The sequence below is a fragment of the Halopseudomonas nanhaiensis genome (assembly GCF_020025155.1).
Lineage (GTDB): Bacteria > Pseudomonadota > Gammaproteobacteria > Pseudomonadales > Pseudomonadaceae > Halopseudomonas > Halopseudomonas nanhaiensis.
The window spans coordinates 875,933-896,619 of sequence record NZ_CP073751.1; the positions used below are offsets into that span (position 1 = coordinate 875,933).

Here is a 20,687-nt window from a genome sequence, read left to right on the forward strand (position 1 = left end):
GTGGGGTATAATTTTGCCAGATATCCCACTCGGTGACATGTCCATGCGATCAACGTTACCCCGACAACTCTATAGTGCCGCCCAGACGCGGGCCCTCGATACCCGTATCATTGCCGCAGGCGTATCGGGCTTCGAGCTCATGCGCCGTGCAGCGGGGTCGGTATGGGAGGCCATTCGCGAGCGCTGGCCGGACATGCACCGAGTCACGGTGCTGTGCGGCGGGGGCAACAATGGCGGCGACGGCTACCTGGTAGCCCGCTTCGCGCACGAGGCCGGTTGGCCGGTACAGGTGTTCACGCTGGTCGACCCTGAGCAGCTGGCGGGGGATGCCGCAAGCGCGCGTGATGCCGCTCAGGAAGTTGGGGTGGCGATACTGCCGTGGCGGCGCGACGCCGCCCTTGCAGGTGTCGTGGTCGACGCCATGCTGGGCACCGGGTTACGTGGCGAGGTTCGCGAGCCGTTTCGCGGGGCAATCCGCGCAGCGAATGCCAGCGGATTGCCGGTGGTCGCAGTCGATATTCCCAGTGGTCTCGATGCCGACCGTGGCGTGGTATTAGGCGAGGCCATCCGCGCAGACCTGACGGTCACCTTCATTGCTGCCAAGTTCGGTCTGTTTACCGGACAGGGGCCTGATCAGGTGGGCGAGCTGTTCTATGCACCGTTGGACGAGGTGCCGGTGGACGCGGTCCCGGCGATGGCCGAGCGACTCGATTGGTCGCAGTGGTCCGGCTTGCTCGGGAAGCGGCCGAAAGGCGCACACAAGGGAATGTTCGGTCATGTGCTGCTGATCGGCGGTGACCATGGAATGGGCGGCGCGATCATGCTCGCGGCTGAAGCTGCCTTGCGCAGCGGCGCTGGCCGCGTCAGCGTGGCCACGCGCAGCGAGCACATGGCACCGCTGCTTTCACGGTGTCCGGAAATCATGGTGTGGCCCTCCCAGAGGGCGGACGATGTGGACGACCTGCTGGAGCGGGCCGATGTCGTTGCGGTAGGTCCGGGCCTGGGTCGTCAGGAATGGGGACGATCGATGTTGCGCAAGGCGCTGGGCTCCGGCAAGCCACTGGTGATCGACGCCGATGCGCTGAACGAGATCGCCGCAGACCATCCGCAGGGGCGCGATCTTGGTGCGCACTGCATTATCACGCCCCATCCCGCTGAAGCCGGCAGATTGCTCGAATGCAGCACGCGTGACGTTCAGGCCGACCGCTACGAGGCGGCGAAGAGGTTGGCGCTGCGTTACGGTTGCGTGGTCGTGCTCAAGGGTGTCGGCAGTCTGGTCGCCGGGCCGCCGGAGTCCACAATGCCGGTATCGCTGTGCGCCGCTGGTAATCCGGGCATGGCGACCGCGGGTATGGGCGATGTCCTGACAGGGCTTGCCGCCTCGCTGCTTGCGCGGCGAGGTGACGCGGGACAGGCGGCTCGTCTCGCGGTGCTGGTGCATGCCATGGCTGGGGATGAGGCTGCACGGGACGGGGAGTGGGGCGTCCTGGCCAGCGACCTGATCGCACCTATCAAGCAGATTCTCAACGCAAGGGTGGAGCAATGATTGAGCAGTGGCTGGTCGAAGGGGAGGAGGCGATGCAGCGTGTTGGCGCCGAGATTGGCGCGGCGCTGTTATGGCACGGCGTGGTGTATCTGGATGGCAATCTCGGCGCAGGAAAGACCACCCTGAGCCGAGGCCTGGTGCGTGGCGCCGGCCATCAGGGCGCGGTCAAGAGTCCCACCTTCACCCTGGTAGAGCCGTACGAGCTGTCCACTGCCACGATCTATCACTTCGACCTGTATCGGCTGGTCGACCCTGAAGAGCTCGAGTTTCTGGGAATCCGGGACTACTTCGAGGGGGACAGTCTGTGTCTGATCGAATGGCCCGAGAAGGGTAAAGGTCTTTTGCCAAGTCCTGACCTGAAGATTACCATTGCAGCGGAAGGCACGGGGCGTAAACTCTGCCTCGAAAGCTATAGTGCGCACGGTCTGGCGGCTTGCCAGCGGCTGCATAACAACAGGGGTACAGCTTAGCCGTGAAGGGAAGAATGTGGGGGAAGGCTCGTCTGGTTCTCGCTGCGCTGCTGTTCGGCGGCGGGCTGGCCTTGTCCGCCGGATTGCAGGCGGCTGATATCAAGAATGTGCGCATCTGGCGTGCCCCGGACAATACTCGCCTGGTTTTCGATCTGTCCGGCCCTGCAGACCACAAGCTGTTTACGCTGAGCAGCCCCGAGCGGATTGTCATCGACATCGACAACGCACGCTTTGCTGCTGCGACCGAGTCCCTGCCATTCGACGACACGCCGCTGACCGGGCTGCGCTCTGCTACTCGCGACGGGACCGGTCTGCGGGTGGTGCTGGATCTGTCGCGGGCGGTGAACCCCAAGAGTTTCACCCTGCCACCCAACCAGCAGTACGGGCATCGCCTGGTGCTGGATCTGTTCGACCAGGATCAGCGGCCGGATGAACGTGAAGGACTGACCGCCTCGACGCCGAAAGCGTCGCCGCTGGGGCAGGCGCCGGCACGGTCGGCGCCGCAGACCGGTGAGCGGGATATCATCATCGCTATCGACGCCGGCCATGGCGGGGAAGATCCGGGTGCGATAGGACACCGGGGAGCGCGCGAGAAGGAAGTTGTCCTGTCCATTTCCAAGAAGCTCAAGGCGATGATCGATGCGCAGCCGGGCTTCAAGGCCGAACTGGTGCGCACCGGCGATTACTTCATCCCGCTGCGCAAGCGCACGGAAATCGCGCGCAAGCATAACGCCGACCTGTTCGTCTCCATCCATGCTGACGCCTTCACCCGGGCCAGCGCCTTCGGTGCCTCTGTATTCGCCCTGTCCGATCGCGGCGCAACGTCGGAAACGGCCCGGCTTCTTGCCGACCGGGAAAACCGCTCCGATCTCATCGGTGGGGTCGGCGGCGTTAGCCTCGAAAACAAGGATCAGGTGCTGGCCAGCGTGCTGCTTGATCTGTCCATGACAGCGACCCTTTCAGCCAGCCTGGATGTGGGCCAGCAGGTGCTGACCAACATTGGCCAGGTGAACCCGCTGCACAAGCGTCGGGTTGAGCAGGCTGGCTTCATGGTCCTGAAGTCACCGGACATTCCGTCGATTCTGGTCGAGACAGGCTTCATTTCCAATCCGGGCGAGGCCCAGAAGCTGGTCACCCAGAGTCACCAGCAGGCGCTAGCAAGGGCGATCCACAGCGGTATCAAGGATTACTTCCACCGCAGCCCGCCGCCCGGGACGCGCATCGCCGCGCTCAAGGCCAGCGGCCGCCTGCAGGCGCTTGGTCCCCGGGAGCACACGGTACGCCCTGGCGATACGCTGTCGATGATCGCCACGCGTTACGATGTCAGTCTCTCCAGTCTGCGTCAGGCCAACAGGCTGGGTAACGACGAGATTCGCGCAGGGCAGGTGCTGAAGGTCCCGGCCAGCTCGATGCTGGTCCAGAACGAGCCCTGACATGTCCCGTATACAGCTCCTCAGCCCGCGGCTGGCAAACCAGATCGCGGCCGGCGAGGTCGTCGAACGGCCAGCCTCGGTCATCAAGGAACTGCTGGAAAACAGCCTCGACGCTGGAGCGTCGCGTATCGACATCGATGTCGAGCAGGGCGGTGTAAAGCTGCTGCGCGTGCGCGATGATGGTCGCGGCATCGTCAGTGACGATCTGGCACTGGCATTGTCGCGGCATGCAACCAGCAAGATACGCGACCTCGATGACCTGGAGCGCGTGGCTACGCTCGGCTTTCGCGGTGAGGCGCTGGCCTCGGTCAGTTCGGTCTCGCGGCTGACCCTGACCTCATGCGCCGAAGGTGAGGACCAGGCCTGGCAGGTGGAAACGGAAGGCCGTGACATGGCCTCGCGCGTCCAGCCGGCGGCACACCCGCGTGGCACCACGGTGGAGGTGCGCGACCTGTTTTTCAACACGCCGGCGCGGCGCAAGTTCCTGCGGACCGAAAAGACCGAGTTCAGCCATCTGGAGGAGGTCGTCAAGCGGCTTGCCCTGTCGCGCTTCGATGTGTCCTTCAATCTGCGTCACAACGGCCGCCCTGTTCTCGGTCTGCGTCCGGCGCAGACCGAGCAGGAGGCCCGTCGTCGGGTGGCGTCTGTGTGTGGGCCGGCGTTCGTCGAGCAGTCCCTGACCATCGATAGCGAACGCAGCGGTCTGCGATTGTGGGGCTGGGTAGGCTTGCCGACGTTCTCGCGTAGCCAGGCAGACCTGCAGTACTTTTTCGTCAACGGCCGGATGATCAAGGACAAATTGGTGGCCCATGCGGTGCGTCAGGCTTACCGGGACGTCCTGTTCAATGGTCGTCACCCGACATTCGTGCTGTTTCTGGAAGTCGATCCGGCTGTCGTCGACGTCAACGTGCACCCGACCAAGCACGAGGTGCGTTTCCGTGATGGTCGCATGGTGCACGACTTCCTTTTCAGCACGCTGCACCGGGCCCTTGCCGAGCAGCGCCCTGGCGAGCAAGGCGCAGAAGGCTCGATCGCCGAACCGTTTCAGTCACAACCCGCTCCGGCCAGCATCGGCGTATTTTCCGGCCAGGCAAGCATGCCGCTTGCCGAGCCTCAGGGCAGCTGGCATGCAGCGCCCGACCAGTCTCGTCCGTCCCCGGCCGCCCTGGCAGGCGCGCCCCGGGCTTACGCCGGACTGTACGGGCCCGGCGCCGCCGGGGGCGCCTCAATGCCTGCGGAGCAGCCGGCTGAGGTGCCGCCACTCGGTTACGCCGTAGCGCAGCTGCATGGGGTGTACATTCTCTCCGAGAACGCTCAAGGCCTGGTCGTGGTGGATATGCATGCGGCACACGAACGGATCACCTACGAGCGGCTCAAGCTCGCCATGGATCAGGAGGAGCTGCGCAGTCAGCCGTTGCTGGTGCCGGAGAGCCTCGCCCTGTCGCAGCGCGAAGCCGACTGCGCCGATGAGCACGCCTCGTGGTTCGCGCATCTGGGTTTTTCGCTGCAACGCATGGGCCCGGAAAGTCTGGCGATTCGAGAGGTGCCCTCGTTGTTGCGTCAGGCCGATGCGGTCCAGTTGGTCCGCGACGTGCTGAGCGATCTGATGGAGTACGGCACCAGCGACCGGATTCAGGCCCATATCAACGAGCTGCTGGCGACCATGGCTTGCCATGGCGCAGTGCGCGCCAATCGTCGGCTGACACTCGCTGAGATGAATGGTCTGCTCCGCGACATGGAGCAGACCGAGCGCAGTGGGCAGTGCAATCACGGCCGTCCGACCTGGACCCAGATGAGCATGACGGAACTGGACAAGCTGTTCCTGCGGGGCCGGTGATGACGGCTTCAGCCCGCCCGCCGGTCATCTGTCTGATGGGGCCGACCGCCTCCGGCAAGACCGAACTCGCGCTGCATCTTGCCAGCCGCCTGCCGTGTGAGTTGATCAGCGTCGACTCGGCCCTGGTCTACCGCGGCATGAACATCGGTACTGCCAAGCCGAGTCCTGCCACGTTGGCCGAACACCCACACCATCTGGTGGATATTCTCGACCCTTCACAGGCATATTCCGCGGCACGGTTTCGCGATGATGCGCTGGCGCTGATGGCGGATATCACCTCTCGCGGGCGTATTCCGTTGCTGGTAGGCGGTACCATGCTCTACTTCAAGGCGCTGGAAGGTGGGCTGGCCGACATGCCGCCTGCCGATGCCACAATCCGACGACGGATCGAGGCGATGGCCCTGGAAGGGGGATGGGAGTCGGTGCATGCGCGGCTCGGTGACGTCGATCCGATCGCCGCTGCGCGGATCCATCCCAACGATCCGCAGCGAATCCAGCGCGCGTATGAGGTTTTTCTCGTTTCCGGGACCTCGCTCACCGAATGGCATGATCGGCAGACTAAAAAAGCCGGCGACGACGGCTCTGCACAGGCCGATTTGCCTTATACTGTGCATCATCTGGCTGTGGCTCCAGCGCAGCGGCACATCCTTCACAAGCGAATTGCTCAGCGGTTTCAGGGCATGCTCGACGAAGGGTTGGTGGAGGAGGTGAGAGCTCTTTTTCAGCGTGGTGACCTGGATCCCTCGATGCCCTCGATACGCGCGGTGGGTTATCGACAGATCTGGGACCATCTGGAAGGGAAACTCTCTCTGGACGAGGCGGTCGAACGCGGAGTCATCGCCACCCGCCAGTTGGCGAAGCGGCAGTTCACCTGGCTGCGGAGCTGGCAAGCCGACGTCACGTGGTTGGACAGCCTCGACCCGAATCGATTCGACCAGGCCTTGAAACGCCTCCGGGCCGCCACCATATAGACGGCAATGTTCTGCTAATCTCTATCATGGTCGCCCGTTAGTCGCCTCATGGATAATGGACAGGCAGGCCGAAACGCTTTATTAGTGCTTAAAACCAAACGATTTCCATAAGGAGTGAGGCAATGTCAAAAGGGCATTCATTACAAGACCCTTACCTGAACGTTCTACGCAAGGAACGTGTTCCGGTATCCATCTATCTGGTCAACGGCATCAAGTTGCAGGGGCAGATCGAGTCGTTCGATCAGTTCGTCATTCTGCTCAAGAATACCGTCAGCCAGATGGTCTACAAGCACGCCATTTCCACCGTCGTCCCGGGTCGTCCGGTACGTCTGCCAGCGCAGGGCGCAGGAGACGAGGCTGAAACCGGGACCGTCTGACCTGAAAGCCCGGGAGGCCTGATTGTTCTTTGAACGCCATGAAGGGGGTGAACGAGCGGTTCTCGTTCATCTCGAGAGCATGGATGAGCAGAGTCGGGAAGATCCGCACGAGTTCGTCGAACTGGTGCGCTCCGCTGGAGCGGAGATCGCTCATTTTCTGACCATCAACCGATATCAGCCAAGTCCTCGGTTTCTCGTTGGCTCGGGCAGGGTCGACGAATTGCGCGATCTGGTCCAGAGCAATGAGGGTGACCTGGTCATCTTCAATCACACCCTTACCCCCAGTCAGGAGCGGAATCTCGAACGCGAGCTGCAATGTCGTGTCATCGATCGCACCGGCCTGATTCTGGATATCTTCGCCCAGCGCGCCAGAACGCATGAGGGCAAGCTGCAGGTCGAGCTCGCTCAATTGCAGCATCTGAGCACGCGGCTGGTTCGTGGCTGGACGCACCTTGAACGTCAGAAGGGCGGTATCGGTCTTCGCGGACCAGGGGAAACCCAGCTCGAAACCGACCGCCGTCTGCTGCGCAATCGGATCAAGCAGATAACCAAGCGTCTGGAGAAGGTGCGCAGTCAGCGTGAGCAGGCCAGGCGCTCCCGTCGTCGGGCCGAGATCCCGGTGGTATCGCTCGTGGGCTACACCAACGCTGGCAAGTCCACGCTCTTCAACAGCATGGCGAACTCGGAAGTGTTTGCGGCCAACCAGTTGTTTGCCACGCTGGACCCGACGCTGCGACGTATTGAACTGGCAGAGGTGGGGCCGGTGATCCTTGCCGATACGGTGGGTTTCATTCGTCATCTGCCGCATGGCCTGGTGGAGGCCTTCCGGGCTACCCTCGAGGAGTCAAGCCAGGCAGACCTGCTGCTGCACGTCATCGATGCGGCGGATGATGAGCGGACCTCGCACATCGAGCAGGTGCATCTGGTGCTTGGCGAGATCGGCGCGCTGGAGCTGCCGATTCTCGAGGTCTACAACAAGGTCGATCTGCTGGATGACTTCGAGCCGCAGGTGCAGCGCGCGGAGGATGGCCGGCCGCTGCGGGTGTGGGTCTCGGCAAAGGACGGACGTGGACTGGATCTGCTGGCTCAGGCTGTCGCCGAGCTGGTGGGTGAGGACGTGATTCAGCAGCGTATTGTGCTCGGTCACGACGAAGCCCGTCTGCGTGCGCAGTTCTATGCTGCGGGCGCTGTGCTCGGTGAAGACGTGGACACCGAAGGTCGCCCTCAGCTTGAGGTGCGCTTGCCGCGCAGCGACTTCAATCGGCTGGTCACCCGTGAGGGCTGGCAGCCGGATATCTTTCTTTCGCAACATACTTTGCAATAATGCCCGGGCATGTCGCTCACGCGGCTTCCCGCAATTGCGATAGGATAAGGCCCCGCCGCGTTCGGCCTCCCCAGGCACGACGCGGCGAATCGATTTCGAAAAACGGAGAACGCTATGGCCTGGAATGAGCCTGGTGGTGGTAACAATTCGAACAACCAGGATCCCTGGGGAAGCGGCGGCAACCGTGGCGGAAATCGCGGTGGGAAGCAGGGTCCTCCGGATCTTGATGAAGCGCTGCGCAAGCTGCAGGACAGCCTGAACAACATGTTCGGCAACAAGAAGCGCGGCACTGATCGGGGCCCCGGTTCCGGTTCCGGCAATCGTGGCACCGGTGGTGGTATCCCCAAAGGTTTCTGGGTGCTGGCGGCTCTCATCTTGCTGGTTGTCTGGCTGTTCAATGCGATCTACATGGTCGATGAGCAGGAGCAGGCGCTGGTTTTGCGCTTCGGTGAATATCACCGTACCGAAGCGCCCGGTCTGCATCTCTACTTCCCGCCGATCGAGCGCAAGTTTCAGCGCAACGTGACCCAGGTCCGCTCTTACCGCCAGCAGGGGCAGATGCTGACCGAGGACGAAAATATCGTCGAGGTACCGCTGGCGGTCCAGTATCGAATCTCCAATCTGGAGAACTTCGTGCTGCGCGTCGAGGATCCGGAGACCAGTCTTCGCCATGCTACCGAGAGCGCGCTGCGGCACGTCGTGGGCTCCACTTCGATGCACGAAGTGCTGACCGAGGGTCGTGAGGCGATGGGTGTCGCGGTTACCGAGCGACTGCAGCGTTATCTGGATCACTACAACACCGGTATCACCGTCGTACAGGTGAACATCGAGAGCGCTCAGGCGCCGGCAGAAGTGCAGGATGCGTTCGACGACGTGATTCGTGCCCGGGAAGACGAGGTCCGCGAGCGCAACCAGGCTGAAACCTATGCCAACGGCGTCATTCCAGAGGCCCGTGGTCGAGCGCAGCGCCTGCTTGAAGAGGCCAATGGTTATCGTGACGAAGTTGTCGCAAGGGCGATGGGTGAAGCGCAGCGTTTCAATCTGCTGGTCGAGCAGTATCGCGAGGCTCCCGAGGTGATGCGCGAGCGCATGTACATCGGCACCATGCAGGATGTGCTGAGCACCACCAGCAAGATCATGGTGTCCGGCGGCGAGGGCAACAACAACCTCCTGTACCTTCCGCTCGACAAGCTGATGGAGAAGGGTGGCAGTGGTTCTGGCGGCAATCCGGGCATCCCGGCTAACTCGACGCCGGGCGTCAATCCGGGCAGCGCCTCCGATTCGACTAGCCGTATTCCCACCCAGTTGCAGCAGCGTGATCCGCGCTCGAGGGAGACCCGCTGATGAGTAACAAGACGATATTTGGTTTGATCGCTGCGCTGGTCGTCCTCGTGATCGGCTGGCAGAGCTTCTTCATTGTCAGTCAGACCGAGCGCGGCCTGGTTCTGCAGTTCGGTAAGGTCGTCCGGGACGACGTGCCGCCGGGCCTGCATTTCAAACTGCCTTTCGTTCAAAAGGCACGGCTCTTCGATGGTCGCCTGTTGACTCTGGACACGCCCACCCAGCGTTATCTGACGCTGGAGAAGAAGGCGCTGATGGTCGACTCCTATGCCAAGTGGCGCATCGCCAACGTGCAGCGGTTCTACACTGCAACATCCGGCCTGCGTACCATCGCCGAGGAGCGTGTGTCGCGCCAGCTGGAGTCGGGTCTGCGCAACGTGGTGGCACGCCGTACCCTGCACGAAGTCGTGTCGGGTGAGCGTGATCAGCTCATGGCTGACATCACGCTTGAGCTGAACGAAAGTGCTCGTCGCGAACTGGGGATCGAGATCGTTGATGTGCGTGTGAAGGCGATCGATCTGCCGCGCGAGGTCAACCGTAGCGTGTTCGAGCGTATGAGCACCGAGCGTGAGCGGGAAGCGCGCGAGCATCGCGCCAAGGGTCGCGAGCTGGCAGAGGGTATCCGTGCAGACGCTGATCGCCAGCAGCGCGTGATTCTTGCGGAGGCTTTCCGAGAGGCCGAGGAGATTCGCGGTCAGGGCGATGCGCAGGCTGCCCAAATCTATGCTCAGGCCTACAATCAGGATCGTGAGTTCTACTCGTTCTACCGTAGCCTGCAGGCTTATCGCGAAAGCTTCGGTGGTCAGTCCGACGTCCTGGTGCTGGATCCGGACAGCGATTTCTTCCGCTACCTCCAGCAGGGGTCGTCGCGTCGATGATCACTTGCCACATCCGCCGGGTTCGGCGGGTGTGGCTCGCTGTAAACGGTGTTACAATCGCGCAGCCGGGGAACTCCCGGCTTTTTTGTGACCGGTATCGACGCCCGTCAGGCCGCAGCGCGTATTGGCGGAGACCACGCAATGTTGAGCAGTCTGTTGGTTGCCCTGTGCCTGATGCTGGTGCTCGAAGGCATACTGCCCTTTGCTGCGCCGGCGCGCTGGAAGCAGATGCTGCGCAGCGTCAGCAGCATGACGGACCGGCAGGCCCGCCTGATCGGCTTGCTGAGTATGATTACCGGCACTGCCTGCCTGTATCTGCTGCGCTGATATCGGCACTCATCGTGTGAGAAGGTTTTGACATGCCTACTGTAGATCGCTGGCTCCTGCCTGACGGGATCGAAGAGGTGCTGCCTGAGGAGGCGGCGCGCATTGAGGCAGCTCGCCGAAAGCTGCTCGACCTGTTTTCCAGCTGGGGTTATGACCTGGTCATCACTCCGCACATCGAGTATCTCGAATCGCTGCTCACCGGCGCCGGCCATGATCTGGAGCTGCAGACGTTCAAGATGACCGACCAGCTCTCCGGGCGGATGCTCGGGCTACGAGCGGATATCACCCCACAGGTTGCACGCATCGATGCGCATACCCTGGGGGCCGAGGGGCCTACCCGCCTGTGTTATTGCGGCAGCGTGCTGCATACCCGTCCGCGTGCGCTGTCGACGGCCCGCAGCCTGATCCAGCTCGGTGCGGAACTGTACGGTGACGCGTCCTGTGCCAGCGACGTGGAAATCATCTCCCTGATGCTCGAGACCCTCGCCGCGTGTCGTGTCGAAGGTGTTCACCTGGATATCGGTCATGTGGGGATCTACCGTGGACTGGTACAGGCTGCGGGGCTCGGCGCCGATCGCGAGCAAGCCCTGTTCGACGCTTTGCAGCGCAAGGCGGTCGGTGAGGTTGACAAACTCACCTCCGCGCTCCCGGATGGCGCCATCGCAACGATGCTGCGCAGTCTGGCCGACCTGTCGGGCGGCGTTGAGGTGTTGGACCGCGCGCATATGCTGCTCGACGGTGCGCCCGAGTCGGTGATGGCTGCGCTGGATGATCTGGCGGAAGTAGCCCAGACTCTGTCGAAACGGTATCCCGGTCTGCCGCTGTATTTTGATCTCGGTGAGTTGCGTGGATACCACTACCATACCGGGGTGGCATTCGCTGCCTTCGTGCCCGGTGTCGGGCAGAGCATCGCGCAGGGTGGCCGTTACGATGATATCGGTCGTGACTTCGGTCGGGCCCGTCCGGCGACGGGCTTTTCCACGGATCTGCGGATGCTGGTCGAGCGCGGGCAGATCGAATCGCAAGCCTCGCATGGTATCTGGGCGCCCTATGCCAGCGAGCCTGGGTTGCAGGAGCAGGTCATGAGGCTGCGGGCAACTGGCGAACGGGTTATCGTCGCGTTGCCGGGGCAGGGTGATAGCGTTGCCGGCGACTATGGCTGCGACCGTATCCTGCAACACCACCAGGGCGCCTGGCAGGTAACTGCGCTGAATTTCTGATTGCATGGCCGCAGGCCATACTGACTAACGAGGCAAGAGCACGACATGGGTAAGAATGTTGTCATCCTGGGTACCCAATGGGGCGATGAAGGCAAGGGCAAGATCGTCGATCTGCTGACCGATCAGGTCGCCGCCGTGGTGCGTTATCAGGGCGGACACAACGCCGGCCACACGCTGGTCATCGATGGCGAGAAAACCGTGCTGCATCTGATTCCCTCAGGAATTCTACGCAGCAATGTGATGTGCTACATCGGCAACGGTGTGGTGCTCTCGCCCGAGGCGCTACTGAAGGAATTGAAGGCCCTTGAGGCCAAGGGTGTACCGGTCCGCGACCGGCTGCGCATCAGCCCGGCCTGTCCGCTGATCCTGCCGTACCACGTTGCCCTGGATCAGGCGCGCGAGAAAGCCCGCGGCGAGGCCAAGATCGGTACGACCGGACGCGGCATCGGCCCGGCATACGAGGACAAGGTTTCCCGCCGCGGGCTGCGGGTGGCCGACCTGTTCCATCGCGAGCGTTTCGCAGCCAAGCTTGGCGAGGTGCTCGACTACCACAACTTCGCGCTGCAGCATTATTACAAGGTCGAGCCGGTCGACTTCCAGAAAACGCTGGACGAAGCCATGGAGTATGCCGACTGGCTTCGCCCCCTGATGACCGACGTCACCGCTCGGTTGCATGAATTGCGCCGCGAGGGTGCCAACATCATGTTCGAGGGCGCGCAGGGGTCGCTGCTGGACATTGATCATGGTACCTATCCGTTCGTGACCAGTTCCAACACCACGGCAGGTGGTACCGCGACAGGTTCGGGCTTCGGTCCGCTGTATCTCGATTACGTGCTGGGCATCACCAAGGCCTACACCACGCGCGTTGGTTCCGGCCCGTTCCCCACCGAGCTTTTTGATGAAGTGGGCGCAAGGCTGGCAGAGCGTGGCCATGAGTTTGGCTCGACCACCGGGCGCGCCCGCCGCTGTGGCTGGTTCGATGCAGTCATCCTGCGTCGTGCGATTGAAATCAACAGCATCAGCGGACTGTGCCTGACCAAACTGGATGTGCTCGACGGACTCGACGTGATTCGTATCTGCGTCGGCTACCGCAATGCTGATGGTGCAGTGATCGAAGCGCCGACCGACGCCGACAGCTACATCGGTCTTGAGCCGGTATACGAGGATGTGCCTGGCTGGAAGGAGTCGACGCTGGGCGTCAAGACGCTCGAAGGCTTGCCGGCTACTGCCCGTGCCTATATCGCCCGGATCGAGGAGTTAGTGGGTGCGCCGATCGACATGATTTCGACCGGACCCGATCGTCACGAGACAGTGATCCTGCGAAAGCTGTTCTAACCAGAAAAGGCGCCCTGCGAGGCGCCTTTTTTCATGGCGCGAGCGAGTGATATTGAAACAGGCGTACGCGCGCGCAGCGCTGCACAAAGAGAACAAGGATTTTATGGGGATACCGTGCAAACTGGATTCAGCAGAGCTGCTGAAAGAGAAATGGTGCCCAGGAGAAGACTCGAACTTCCACGGCCGTAAGGCCACCAGCACCTGAAGCTGGCGTGTCTACCAATTTCACCACCTGGGCGTATCAATTACAGCGGATGCTATGATGAACCTGAGGTCCGTCGTTGACAACCGTTGTTGTGTTGACGGCGCGAATAATACGTAGCGGCATTGGGTATGTAAACCCCTGCCCGCAAAAATATTTCAGTTTTATCGAAACAGGTGCAAGCGGCCCTGTTTCGCGGTTCAATAGGCGCCTATGACGAAAAAGACCAAACCCCATGACCCGGCGGGAAAGCCGGTCAATACTGCCTTCCGTTCATCTTCCGCTACCACCGACTGGGTCAATCATGATCCGGCCGCCGAACGGGAAGCCGAGAAGTACGACAATCCCATCCCCAGTCGCGAGCTGATCCTTCAGCTGCTCGAAGAGCGGGGTGCCCCGGCTACCCGGGCGCAGCTCCAGACCGAGTTCGGCCTCTCGGACGAAGATGCCATCGAGGCCTTGCGCCGCCGACTTCGTGCCATGGAGCGTGATGGGCAGCTGATCTACACGCGTCGCGGCGCCTACGCGCCGGTGGACAAGCTCGATCTGATAAAGGGCCGCGTGCAGGGCCACCGTGACGGCTTCGGTTTTCTGGTGCCGGAAGAGGGCGGCGAGGATCTGTTCCTGACCCCGGCGCAGATGCGTCTGGTGTTCGATGGCGATCGGGTTCTGGGTCGCATCACCGGTGTCGACCGTCGCGGCCGCAGTGAAGGCGCCATTGTCGAAGTGCTGGAGCGCGCCCACGAATTTCTTGTCGGTCGGTTCTACCAGGAGAACGGTATCGGTTTCGTGGTTGCCGACAACGCCAAGATCAATCATGAAGTGCTTGTCCCTCCGGGTGCCGAGGGTGGGGCCGAGCAGGGACAGTATGTCGAAGTCCGGATCATCCAGTGGCCCACGCTGCATCGGCCTGCCCAGGGCGAGATCGTCGAGGTAGTCGGCGACTACATGGCGCCAGGTGTGGAAATCGAGGTCGCGCTCCGAAGCTACGATATACCCAGTGTCTGGCCTCAGTCCGTGCTCGATGAGGCGGCCCAGCTCAAGGATCATGTGGAGGAGCGGGACAAGCAAAAGCGCATCGATCTGCGTCATCTGCCGTTGGTCACCATTGACGGGGAAGATGCCCGCGATTTTGACGATGCAGTTTATTGCGAGCCGTACAAGGCCAGCGGCTGGAAGCTGTTCTCCGGGGGCTGGAAACTGTACGTGGCCATCGCTGACGTATCACATTACGTCACGGTAGGCTCTGCATTGGATCAGGAAGCCGAGTTGCGTGGCACGTCGGTCTATTTTCCCAGCGAAGTGGTTCCGATGCTGCCCGAGGCGATATCCAACGGGTTGTGCTCGCTGATGCCGAAGGTTGACCGGCTGGCCATGGTCTGCGAAATGACCCTGTCCAAAAGCGGAGAGCTGACGGACTACCAGTTCTATGAGGCGGTGATCCATTCACACGCGCGGCTGACCTATAACAAGGTCTCGGCGATGCTCGAGCATCCACGCAGCAAGGAAGGCAAGGCCCTCACCGACGAGTACGGCGACGTCCTGCCGCATCTGAAGAATCTTTACGATCTCTACAAGGCGCTGGCCAAAGCACGCCAGGGTCGCGGGGCGATCGATTTCGAGACCACTGAAACGCGGATCATTTTTGGCGAGAATCGCAAGATCGCTGAAATTCGCCCGACGACGCGCAACGACGCCCACAAGATCATCGAAGAGTGCATGCTCTGCGCCAACGTCGCTACCGCGCGCTTCATGCAGGATCTGGATATTCCGGCTCTCTACCGTGTGCATGACTCGCCGAAGGAAGAAAAGGTCGAGCGGCTGCGGCAGTTCCTCGCTGCGCTTGGCTTGTCGCTGACGCGCAAGAAGGGTGAGCCGACTCCCGAAGATTACAGCGCGGTGCTGGCGAAGGTGCAGGGCCGCCCCGACGCTCAACTGATCCAGACGGTCATGTTGCGCTCGCTCAGTCAGGCCGTGTACAGCCCGCACAACGCCGGCCACTTCGGACTCAACTACGAAGCGTATACGCACTTCACCTCGCCGATCCGGCGTTACCCTGATCTTCTGACCCATCGCGCGATTCGTAGCGTGATCCGATCTCGCAAGAAAACCGATCTGGTTCGCCGTTCTTCGGCTGGCGTGATGCCGAAAGCGAGCATCTATCCCTACGAACTGCCGGACCTGGAACGCCTGGGTCAGCAGTGCTCGCAGAACGAGCGGCGGGCGGATGAAGCCAGCCGTGATGTCGTCAACTGGCTCAAATGCGAGTTCATGCAGGATCGGGTGGGTGAGAGCTTCAACGGTCTGGTTACCGCCTGTACCAGCTTCGGGCTGTTCGTCGAGCTGACGGAATTCTATGTGGAGGGGCTGGTGCACATCACCGCCTTGCCGGCGGATTACTACAACTTCGACGCCGTCCATCACCGGTTGATCGGTGAGCGATCCGGTCGTGTCTTCCAGCTGGGCGATTCGATTCGGGTTCAGGTCGCGCGTGTGGATCTGGATGATCGCAAGATCGATTTCGAGATGGCCAAGGATCAGCCAGCCGGTGGCAAGCGTCCCGATGTCGAGGCCAGCCGTGCCGCTCGCGCCAAGCTGATGGGTGACGCTCGTCAGGCTTCGAAAACCGGGAAGGGGCGCGACGGCAAGAGCGCCAAACCGGGACGCGCCAAGGACTCGTCCGGCGGCAAGGGCGCTCGTGATGCCGCGCCACGCAAGGCACGACCGGACGATGCACGGCCGGCAGGCCGCCAGGAGTCGGGCGCGCCGTCCAGGCCTCCGCGCAAGCGCAAGGCGCGGTGAGACTGGTTGAATGAGTGATCTCGAATACGTATTTGGTGTGCATGCTGTTCAGGCCATGCTTGATCGCGCTCCCCGCCGGGTCAGGCGACTGCTCCTGCAGCAGGGGAGAGTGGATGCGCGTACCCAGGCGCTGGTCGATTCGGCATCCCGCGAGGGCGTCGAAGTCCGGCGCATGGCAGCCGATGAGCTGGATCAACTGGCAGACGGTGTGCATCAGGGCGTCGTAGCCCAGGTGACGCCCAGCCAGGTATGGTCCGAGGAGATGCTCACACACCTGCTCGACAAGCTGGAAGTGCCGCCGTTGCTGGTGGTGCTCGACGGTGTGACCGATCCCCATAATCTGGGGGCCTGCCTGCGCAGTGCCGATGCTGCAGGTGCGCAGGCAGTGATCATCCCGCGGGACAAGTCGGTCAGCCTGACGCCTACCGTTCGCAAGGTGGCGTGCGGCGCTGCCGAGACTGTGCCGCTGGTGGCGGTCACCAACCTGGCCAGGACGCTCAAGGCGTTGCAGCAGCGTGGCATCTGGACGGTGGGGACCGCCGGTGAAGCCGATCAGTTGATCTATCAGGTCGATCTCGCCGGTCCGATTGCCATCGTGATGGGGGCCGAGGGGGCCGGTATGCGCCGGTTGACCCGCGAGCACTGCGATTTTCTTGCGAAGCTGCCGATGGCCGGCAGCGTCAGCAGCCTCAACGTGTCGGTGGCGACCGGCATCTGCCTGTTCGAAGCGGTGCGCCAGCGGTCGACAAACTAGCTTCAAGCTTCAAGCTTCAAGCTACAAGCTACAAGCTTAAGACCCCGACTCCCGCTTGTAGCTTGTAGCTTGTTCTCCCGCTTTCAACCTTCTCTTGCTAGTTCCCGGCACGTTCACTAGAATGGCCGCCCCAAAACCGAGTTCTACTCCTTGCCAGACCATTTGGGTGGCTGGCTATAACCCGTAAGGAGCACCAATGCGTCATTACGAAATCGTATTTCTGGTTCATCCGGACCAGAGTGAGCAGGTCAGCGCGATGGTCGAGCGTTACACCAAGCTCATCGAAGAAGACGGCGGCAAGATCCACCGCCTGGAAGATTGGGGCCGCCGCCAGCTGGCTTACCCGATCGACAAGATTCACAAGGCGCACTACATCATGATCAATGTGGAGTGCAGCGCCAAGGCTCTGGAAGAGCTGACCGAGAACTTCCGTTACAACGACGCCGTGATCCGTAACATGGTCATCCGTCGTGACGAAGCCATCACTGAACAGTCCGACATGCTCAAGCCTGAAGACACTGGCCGTGGTGAGCGTCGTGAACGCCGTGAGCGCACCGACTCCGACAACGATGCTGATAGCAACAACAGCAACGACACCGACGACGGTGACGACGAGTAAGTTTTCCGGTTCCTATTCCAGTATCTAAGGAGACGTTGCCATGGCACGTTTTTTCCGTCGCAGAAAGTTCTGCCGTTTTACCGCTGAAGGCGTCAAAGAGATCGATTACAAGGATCTCAACACTCTGAAGGCCTATGTAACCGAGACCGGCAAGATCGTCCCAAGCCGTATCACTGGTACCAAGGCCAAATATCAGCGCCAGTTGGCTGTTGCCATCAAGCGCGCGCGTTATCTGGCCCTGCTGCCCTTCACCGACAGTCACGGTCGTTGATAGGTAGCTGAAACTGATCTGGATACTGAACCTGAATGCGTGGTCTGGCTGAATACATCATGCGTGGTCGTAAAGAGGCCACGCTGGTCGTCGCGATAGCGGCAGCCATTCCTCTGCTGTTCTGGTTCAGCGCTGCGGCCCTGGCGCTGGTCATCCTGCGCCGCGGTCCGCGCGAAGCGATGCCGGTGCTTGTGTGGGGTATTCTGCCCGCGCTGGCCTGGGCGATGGTAGGTGATCTGACGCCGCTGCTGGTAATACTCGGTGCCGGCGCCATGGCAGTCCTGCTTCGTCAGCGTAGCGACTGGGCCGCGGTGGTCACGGTCGCGGTGCCGCTGGGCGTAGCATACGCCGTAGCGCTGCTGCTGATGCTGGACGAGCCGCTGCAGCAGCTGGCCGAACAGATCCGCGACATGCTTCCCGACCTGTTGTCGGGGGTAAGTGGTGGTCTGAACGAAGCCGATACCGCGCAGCTCGAAGCGCTACTGGTGCCGCTCCTGGCTGGATTGATGGGCGCTGTACATACGCTGATGGCGTTGATCAGCCTGATGATCGGACGTTCCTGGCAAGCCCGGTTGTATAACCCGGGTGGGTTTCGTCAGGAATTTCATCAGCTGCGCCTGTCGCCGCTGGTGGCCATTGTTCTGCTCGCGCTGACGCTGATCGGCCCGCGCTGGACGGAAGTGGCCATGGTGTCGCCGATCGCCAGTGTACCGCTGCTGCTGGCGGGCATCGCGTTGATTCACGGTGTCGTTGGATTGCGTGGACTTGGTACCGCCTGGTTGGTGGCGATGTACGTCATGTTCGCTTTTGTCGCCCAATTGATTTATCCATTGATCATGTTTTTGGCATTTGTTGATAGCTTGTTCGATTTCCGATCCAGGATGCGCCCGGCAGGGCCGTCCGGGAACGACGATTCGAACAGCCAAGGTTGAATTTCAAGAGGTCATCGCAAATGGAAGTTATCCTGCTCGAAAAGATCGCGAATCTGGGTAACCTGGGCGACAAAGTCGCTGTTAAAGCAGGTTACGCTCGCAATTTTCTGCTGCCGTTCGGCAAGGCAACACCTGCCACCGCAGCTAATGTCGAAGCGTTCGAAGCACGTCGTGCCGAACTGGAAAAGAACGCTGCCGAGCGCAAGGCTGAAGCCGATGCTCGTGCTGCCCAACTGGCTGAGCTGTCCGTGACCATCACGGCCAACGCTGGCGAAGAAGGCAAGCTGTTCGGTTCCATCGGTACTCGCGACATCGCCGATGCGGTCACCGCTGCTGGCGTGGAAGTCGAGAAGAGCGAAGTGCGTCTGCCTGAAGGCCCGCTGCGCAACGTTGGCGAATACGACATCGTGTTGCACCTGCACACTGACGTCGAAGCCACCGTCAAGCTGGTCGTTGTAGCCGGCTAAGGGAGTTCCTCCCGCTGCCTGGCCACGTTCGTCGGCTGGTCGCCCCAGTGGCGCTCAGCTGATGATTTGCGCGGCCTTTGCAGTTAGACTTACCAGCACGGCGCTTGTCTCTGACAGGCGCCGTGTTGTTTTTTCTGTCCGCCGTTTCCCCGAGCCCGTCTGATGAACGAAACCGCTTATTCCAATACTGCGGAGCTGGACCTGCAGACCACGTCGCTGAAGATTCCCCCTCATTCGATCGAGGCGGAGCAGGCAGTGCTGGGCGGAGTAATGCTGGAAAACACGGCCTGGGAGCGGGTCGCGGAGGCGGTCAGTGAATCCGATTTCTATCGTCATGATCATCGTCTGATCTTCCGCGCCATGGTGCGCCTTGCCGGCCGCAACCAGCCGTTCGACGTGGTGACCCTGGCAGAGGATCTCGATCGTGAAGGACTGATCGATCAGGTAGGCGGCCTCGCCTATCTTGGTCAGTTGGCCAAGAATACGCCGTCTGCTGCCAACATTGGCGCCTACGCGCAAATCATCCGCGAGCGCGCGACCCTGCGCCAGTTGATCAGCGTCAGTTCGGACATTGCCGATACCGCGTTCAATCCGAAGGGCATGCAGGCGCTGGAAGTGCTCGATGAAGCCGAACGCAAGATATTTTCCATCGCCGAAAGCCGTCCGAAGACCGGCGGCCCGGAGCCAGTCAACGCGCTGTTGACCAAGGCGATCGACCGTATCGACACGCTGTTCAACAGTGATGGCGCAATCACCGGGCTGTCGACCGGCTTCAATGATCTCGACGAGATGACATCGGGGCTGCAGCCGGCCGATCTGATTATCGTTGCCGGTCGTCCGTCGATGGGCAAGACCACCTTCGCCATGAACCTGGTCGAGAACGCGGTATTGCGTAGCGAAAAAGCAGTGCTGGTGTTTTCCCTCGAGATGCCGGGCGAATCGTTGATCATGCGTATGCTGTCTTCGCTCGGCCGCATCGATCAGACCAAGGTCCGCTCCGGTCGCCTGGACGACGACGACTGGCCGCGCCTGACGTCAGCCGTGAATCTGCTCAACGACCGCAAGTTGTTCATCGATGACACCGCCGGTCTTTCGCCCATGGAAATGCGCGCCCGGGCTCGACGCATCGTGCGTGAGCACGGCGATCTGGCCCTGATCATGATCGATTATCTCCAGCTGATGCGCGTGGGCGGGGGCGGGGCAGAGAATCGCACCAACGAGATCTCGGAAATTTCCCGATCGCTGAAAGCGTTGGCCAAGGAATTCAACGTGCCGGTCGTTGCGCTCTCACAGCTCAACCGCTCGCTCGAACAGCGACCGAACAAGCGTCCGATCAACTCGGATCTCCGTGAGTCCGGCGCCATCGAGCAGGACGCGGATATCATCATGTTCGTCTACCGGGATGAGGTCTATCATCCTGACTCCCAGGAAAAGGGCATTGCCGAGATCATCATCGGCAAGCAGCGTAACGGGCCCATCGGTACCACGCGTCTGGCCTTTCTGGGCAAATACACCCGTTTCGAGAACCTCGCGCCAGGCTCCTATGCCGGTTACGGGGATCTGGAGTAGCAATGTCTGTCA

Annotated in this window: 19 protein-coding genes and 1 tRNA gene; 19 read left to right on the plus strand and 1 reads right to left on the minus strand. The window is 61.5% G+C overall.

Annotation, left to right across the window (positions count from 1 at the left end):
• Positions 1-43 precede the first annotated feature (43 nt).
• The 12 genes from KEM63_RS03905 to KEM63_RS03960 all read left to right on the plus strand — a co-directional run bounded on the left by KEM63_RS03905 (position 44) and on the right by KEM63_RS03960 (position 13,059).
• Complete coding sequence (locus tag KEM63_RS03905; protein WP_223654894.1) at positions 44-1,546, plus strand: NAD(P)H-hydrate dehydratase; 1,503 nt, start codon at positions 44-46, stop codon at positions 1,544-1,546.
• A complete protein-coding gene (gene tsaE / locus KEM63_RS03910) occupies positions 1,543-2,016 on the plus strand; it encodes a tRNA (adenosine(37)-N6)-threonylcarbamoyltransferase complex ATPase subunit type 1 TsaE (RefSeq protein WP_223654895.1) in 474 nt (157 codons plus the stop codon). The genes KEM63_RS03905 and tsaE overlap by 4 nt, the downstream gene beginning before the upstream one ends.
• 14 nt (positions 2,017-2,030) lie before the next feature.
• A complete protein-coding gene (locus KEM63_RS03915) occupies positions 2,031-3,449 on the plus strand; it encodes an N-acetylmuramoyl-L-alanine amidase (protein WP_223654896.1) in 1,419 nt (472 codons plus the stop codon).
• Between the two features lies 1 nt (position 3,450).
• On the plus strand, positions 3,451-5,286 hold the full coding sequence (gene mutL, locus KEM63_RS03920; protein WP_223654897.1) for a DNA mismatch repair endonuclease MutL: 1,836 nt from the start codon (positions 3,451-3,453) through the stop codon (positions 5,284-5,286).
• Positions 5,286-6,257, plus strand: a complete 972-nt coding sequence (gene miaA, locus KEM63_RS03925) for a tRNA (adenosine(37)-N6)-dimethylallyltransferase MiaA (protein ID WP_223654898.1) — start codon at positions 5,286-5,288, stop codon at positions 6,255-6,257. The genes mutL and miaA overlap by 1 nt, the downstream gene beginning before the upstream one ends.
• A gap of 122 nt (positions 6,258-6,379) precedes the next feature.
• Positions 6,380-6,634: an RNA chaperone Hfq gene (gene hfq, locus KEM63_RS03930; protein ID WP_223654899.1), complete on the plus strand. Its 255-nt coding sequence runs from the start codon at positions 6,380-6,382 to the stop codon at positions 6,632-6,634.
• A gap of 22 nt (positions 6,635-6,656) precedes the next feature.
• The gene (hflX, locus tag KEM63_RS03935) at positions 6,657-7,958 is read left to right on the plus strand and encodes a ribosome rescue GTPase HflX (RefSeq protein WP_223654900.1); all 1,302 of its coding nucleotides are present in this window, start codon (positions 6,657-6,659) and stop codon (positions 7,956-7,958) included.
• Between the two features lie 114 nt (positions 7,959-8,072).
• A complete protein-coding gene (hflK, locus tag KEM63_RS03940) occupies positions 8,073-9,302 on the plus strand; it encodes an FtsH protease activity modulator HflK (RefSeq protein WP_223654901.1) in 1,230 nt (409 codons plus the stop codon).
• Positions 9,302-10,177: a protease modulator HflC gene (hflC, locus tag KEM63_RS03945; protein ID WP_223654902.1), complete on the plus strand. Its 876-nt coding sequence runs from the start codon at positions 9,302-9,304 to the stop codon at positions 10,175-10,177. The genes hflK and hflC overlap by 1 nt, the downstream gene beginning before the upstream one ends.
• A gap of 141 nt (positions 10,178-10,318) precedes the next feature.
• Positions 10,319-10,504, plus strand: coding sequence for a DUF2065 domain-containing protein (locus KEM63_RS03950; protein WP_223654903.1), 186 nt, complete (start codon positions 10,319-10,321; stop codon positions 10,502-10,504).
• A 32-nt stretch (positions 10,505-10,536) separates the two neighbouring features.
• A complete protein-coding gene (locus KEM63_RS03955) occupies positions 10,537-11,724 on the plus strand; it encodes an ATP phosphoribosyltransferase regulatory subunit (protein ID WP_223654904.1) in 1,188 nt (395 codons plus the stop codon).
• Between the two features lie 45 nt (positions 11,725-11,769).
• Complete coding sequence (locus KEM63_RS03960) at positions 11,770-13,059, plus strand: adenylosuccinate synthase (RefSeq protein ID WP_223654905.1); 1,290 nt, start codon at positions 11,770-11,772, stop codon at positions 13,057-13,059.
• A gap of 151 nt (positions 13,060-13,210) precedes the next feature.
• On the opposite strand, the gene KEM63_RS03965 is transcribed toward KEM63_RS03960, so the two are convergent.
• Positions 13,211-13,297, minus strand: a tRNA-Leu gene (locus KEM63_RS03965).
• A 177-nt stretch (positions 13,298-13,474) separates the two neighbouring features.
• Between KEM63_RS03965 and rnr the strand changes: the two genes are divergently transcribed.
• The 7 genes from rnr to dnaB all read left to right on the plus strand — a co-directional run bounded on the left by rnr (position 13,475) and on the right by dnaB (position 20,675).
• Positions 13,475-16,063, plus strand: a complete 2,589-nt coding sequence (gene rnr, locus KEM63_RS03970) for a ribonuclease R (protein ID WP_223654906.1) — start codon at positions 13,475-13,477, stop codon at positions 16,061-16,063.
• A 10-nt stretch (positions 16,064-16,073) separates the two neighbouring features.
• Positions 16,074-16,817: a 23S rRNA (guanosine(2251)-2'-O)-methyltransferase RlmB gene (rlmB, locus tag KEM63_RS03975; protein WP_223654907.1), complete on the plus strand. Its 744-nt coding sequence runs from the start codon at positions 16,074-16,076 to the stop codon at positions 16,815-16,817.
• Between the two features lie 196 nt (positions 16,818-17,013).
• Entirely contained in the window at positions 17,014-17,436 is a 423-nt protein-coding gene (gene rpsF, locus KEM63_RS03980) for a 30S ribosomal protein S6 (RefSeq protein ID WP_223654908.1), read from the plus strand.
• 40 nt (positions 17,437-17,476) lie between these two features.
• Complete coding sequence (gene rpsR / locus KEM63_RS03985; protein WP_093391571.1) at positions 17,477-17,707, plus strand: 30S ribosomal protein S18; 231 nt, start codon at positions 17,477-17,479, stop codon at positions 17,705-17,707.
• A 59-nt stretch (positions 17,708-17,766) separates the two neighbouring features.
• The gene (locus KEM63_RS03990; RefSeq protein WP_223654909.1) at positions 17,767-18,639 is read left to right on the plus strand and encodes a YybS family protein; all 873 of its coding nucleotides are present in this window, start codon (positions 17,767-17,769) and stop codon (positions 18,637-18,639) included.
• Positions 18,640-18,659: 20 nt separating this feature from the next.
• Positions 18,660-19,106 carry a 50S ribosomal protein L9 gene (gene rplI / locus KEM63_RS03995; RefSeq protein ID WP_223654910.1) on the plus strand — a complete coding sequence of 149 codons (447 nt, stop codon included), beginning with the start codon at positions 18,660-18,662 and terminating at the stop codon, positions 19,104-19,106.
• 162 nt (positions 19,107-19,268) lie between these two features.
• Positions 19,269-20,675 carry a replicative DNA helicase gene (dnaB, locus tag KEM63_RS04000; RefSeq protein WP_223654911.1) on the plus strand — a complete coding sequence of 469 codons (1,407 nt, stop codon included), beginning with the start codon at positions 19,269-19,271 and terminating at the stop codon, positions 20,673-20,675.
• The last annotated feature ends 12 nt before the right edge of the window (positions 20,676-20,687 follow it).

Coding starts and splice junctions, on each gene's coding strand:
- rplI (WP_223654910.1), top strand. CDS start 18,660: ATGGAAGTTATCCTGCTCGAAAAGATCGCGAATCTGGGTAACCTGGGC.
- hflC (WP_223654902.1), top strand. CDS start 9,302: ATGAGTAACAAGACGATATTTGGTTTGATCGCTGCGCTGGTCGTCCTC.
- rnr (WP_223654906.1), top strand. CDS start 13,475: ATGACGAAAAAGACCAAACCCCATGACCCGGCGGGAAAGCCGGTCAAT.
- rpsF (WP_223654908.1), top strand. CDS start 17,014: ATGCGTCATTACGAAATCGTATTTCTGGTTCATCCGGACCAGAGTGAG.
- KEM63_RS03905 (WP_223654894.1), top strand. CDS start 44: ATGCGATCAACGTTACCCCGACAACTCTATAGTGCCGCCCAGACGCGG.
- hflK (WP_223654901.1), top strand. CDS start 8,073: ATGGCCTGGAATGAGCCTGGTGGTGGTAACAATTCGAACAACCAGGAT.
- dnaB (WP_223654911.1), top strand. CDS start 19,269: ATGAACGAAACCGCTTATTCCAATACTGCGGAGCTGGACCTGCAGACC.
- KEM63_RS03960 (WP_223654905.1), top strand. CDS start 11,770: ATGGGTAAGAATGTTGTCATCCTGGGTACCCAATGGGGCGATGAAGGC.
- miaA (WP_223654898.1), top strand. CDS start 5,286: ATGACGGCTTCAGCCCGCCCGCCGGTCATCTGTCTGATGGGGCCGACC.
- hfq (WP_223654899.1), top strand. CDS start 6,380: ATGTCAAAAGGGCATTCATTACAAGACCCTTACCTGAACGTTCTACGC.
- mutL (WP_223654897.1), top strand. CDS start 3,451: ATGTCCCGTATACAGCTCCTCAGCCCGCGGCTGGCAAACCAGATCGCG.
- KEM63_RS03990 (WP_223654909.1), top strand. CDS start 17,767: ATGCGTGGTCGTAAAGAGGCCACGCTGGTCGTCGCGATAGCGGCAGCC.
- KEM63_RS03915 (WP_223654896.1), top strand. CDS start 2,031: ATGTGGGGGAAGGCTCGTCTGGTTCTCGCTGCGCTGCTGTTCGGCGGC.
- tsaE (WP_223654895.1), top strand. CDS start 1,543: ATGATTGAGCAGTGGCTGGTCGAAGGGGAGGAGGCGATGCAGCGTGTT.
- rpsR (WP_093391571.1), top strand. CDS start 17,477: ATGGCACGTTTTTTCCGTCGCAGAAAGTTCTGCCGTTTTACCGCTGAA.
- KEM63_RS03950 (WP_223654903.1), top strand. CDS start 10,319: ATGTTGAGCAGTCTGTTGGTTGCCCTGTGCCTGATGCTGGTGCTCGAA.
- KEM63_RS03955 (WP_223654904.1), top strand. CDS start 10,537: ATGCCTACTGTAGATCGCTGGCTCCTGCCTGACGGGATCGAAGAGGTG.
- rlmB (WP_223654907.1), top strand. CDS start 16,074: ATGAGTGATCTCGAATACGTATTTGGTGTGCATGCTGTTCAGGCCATG.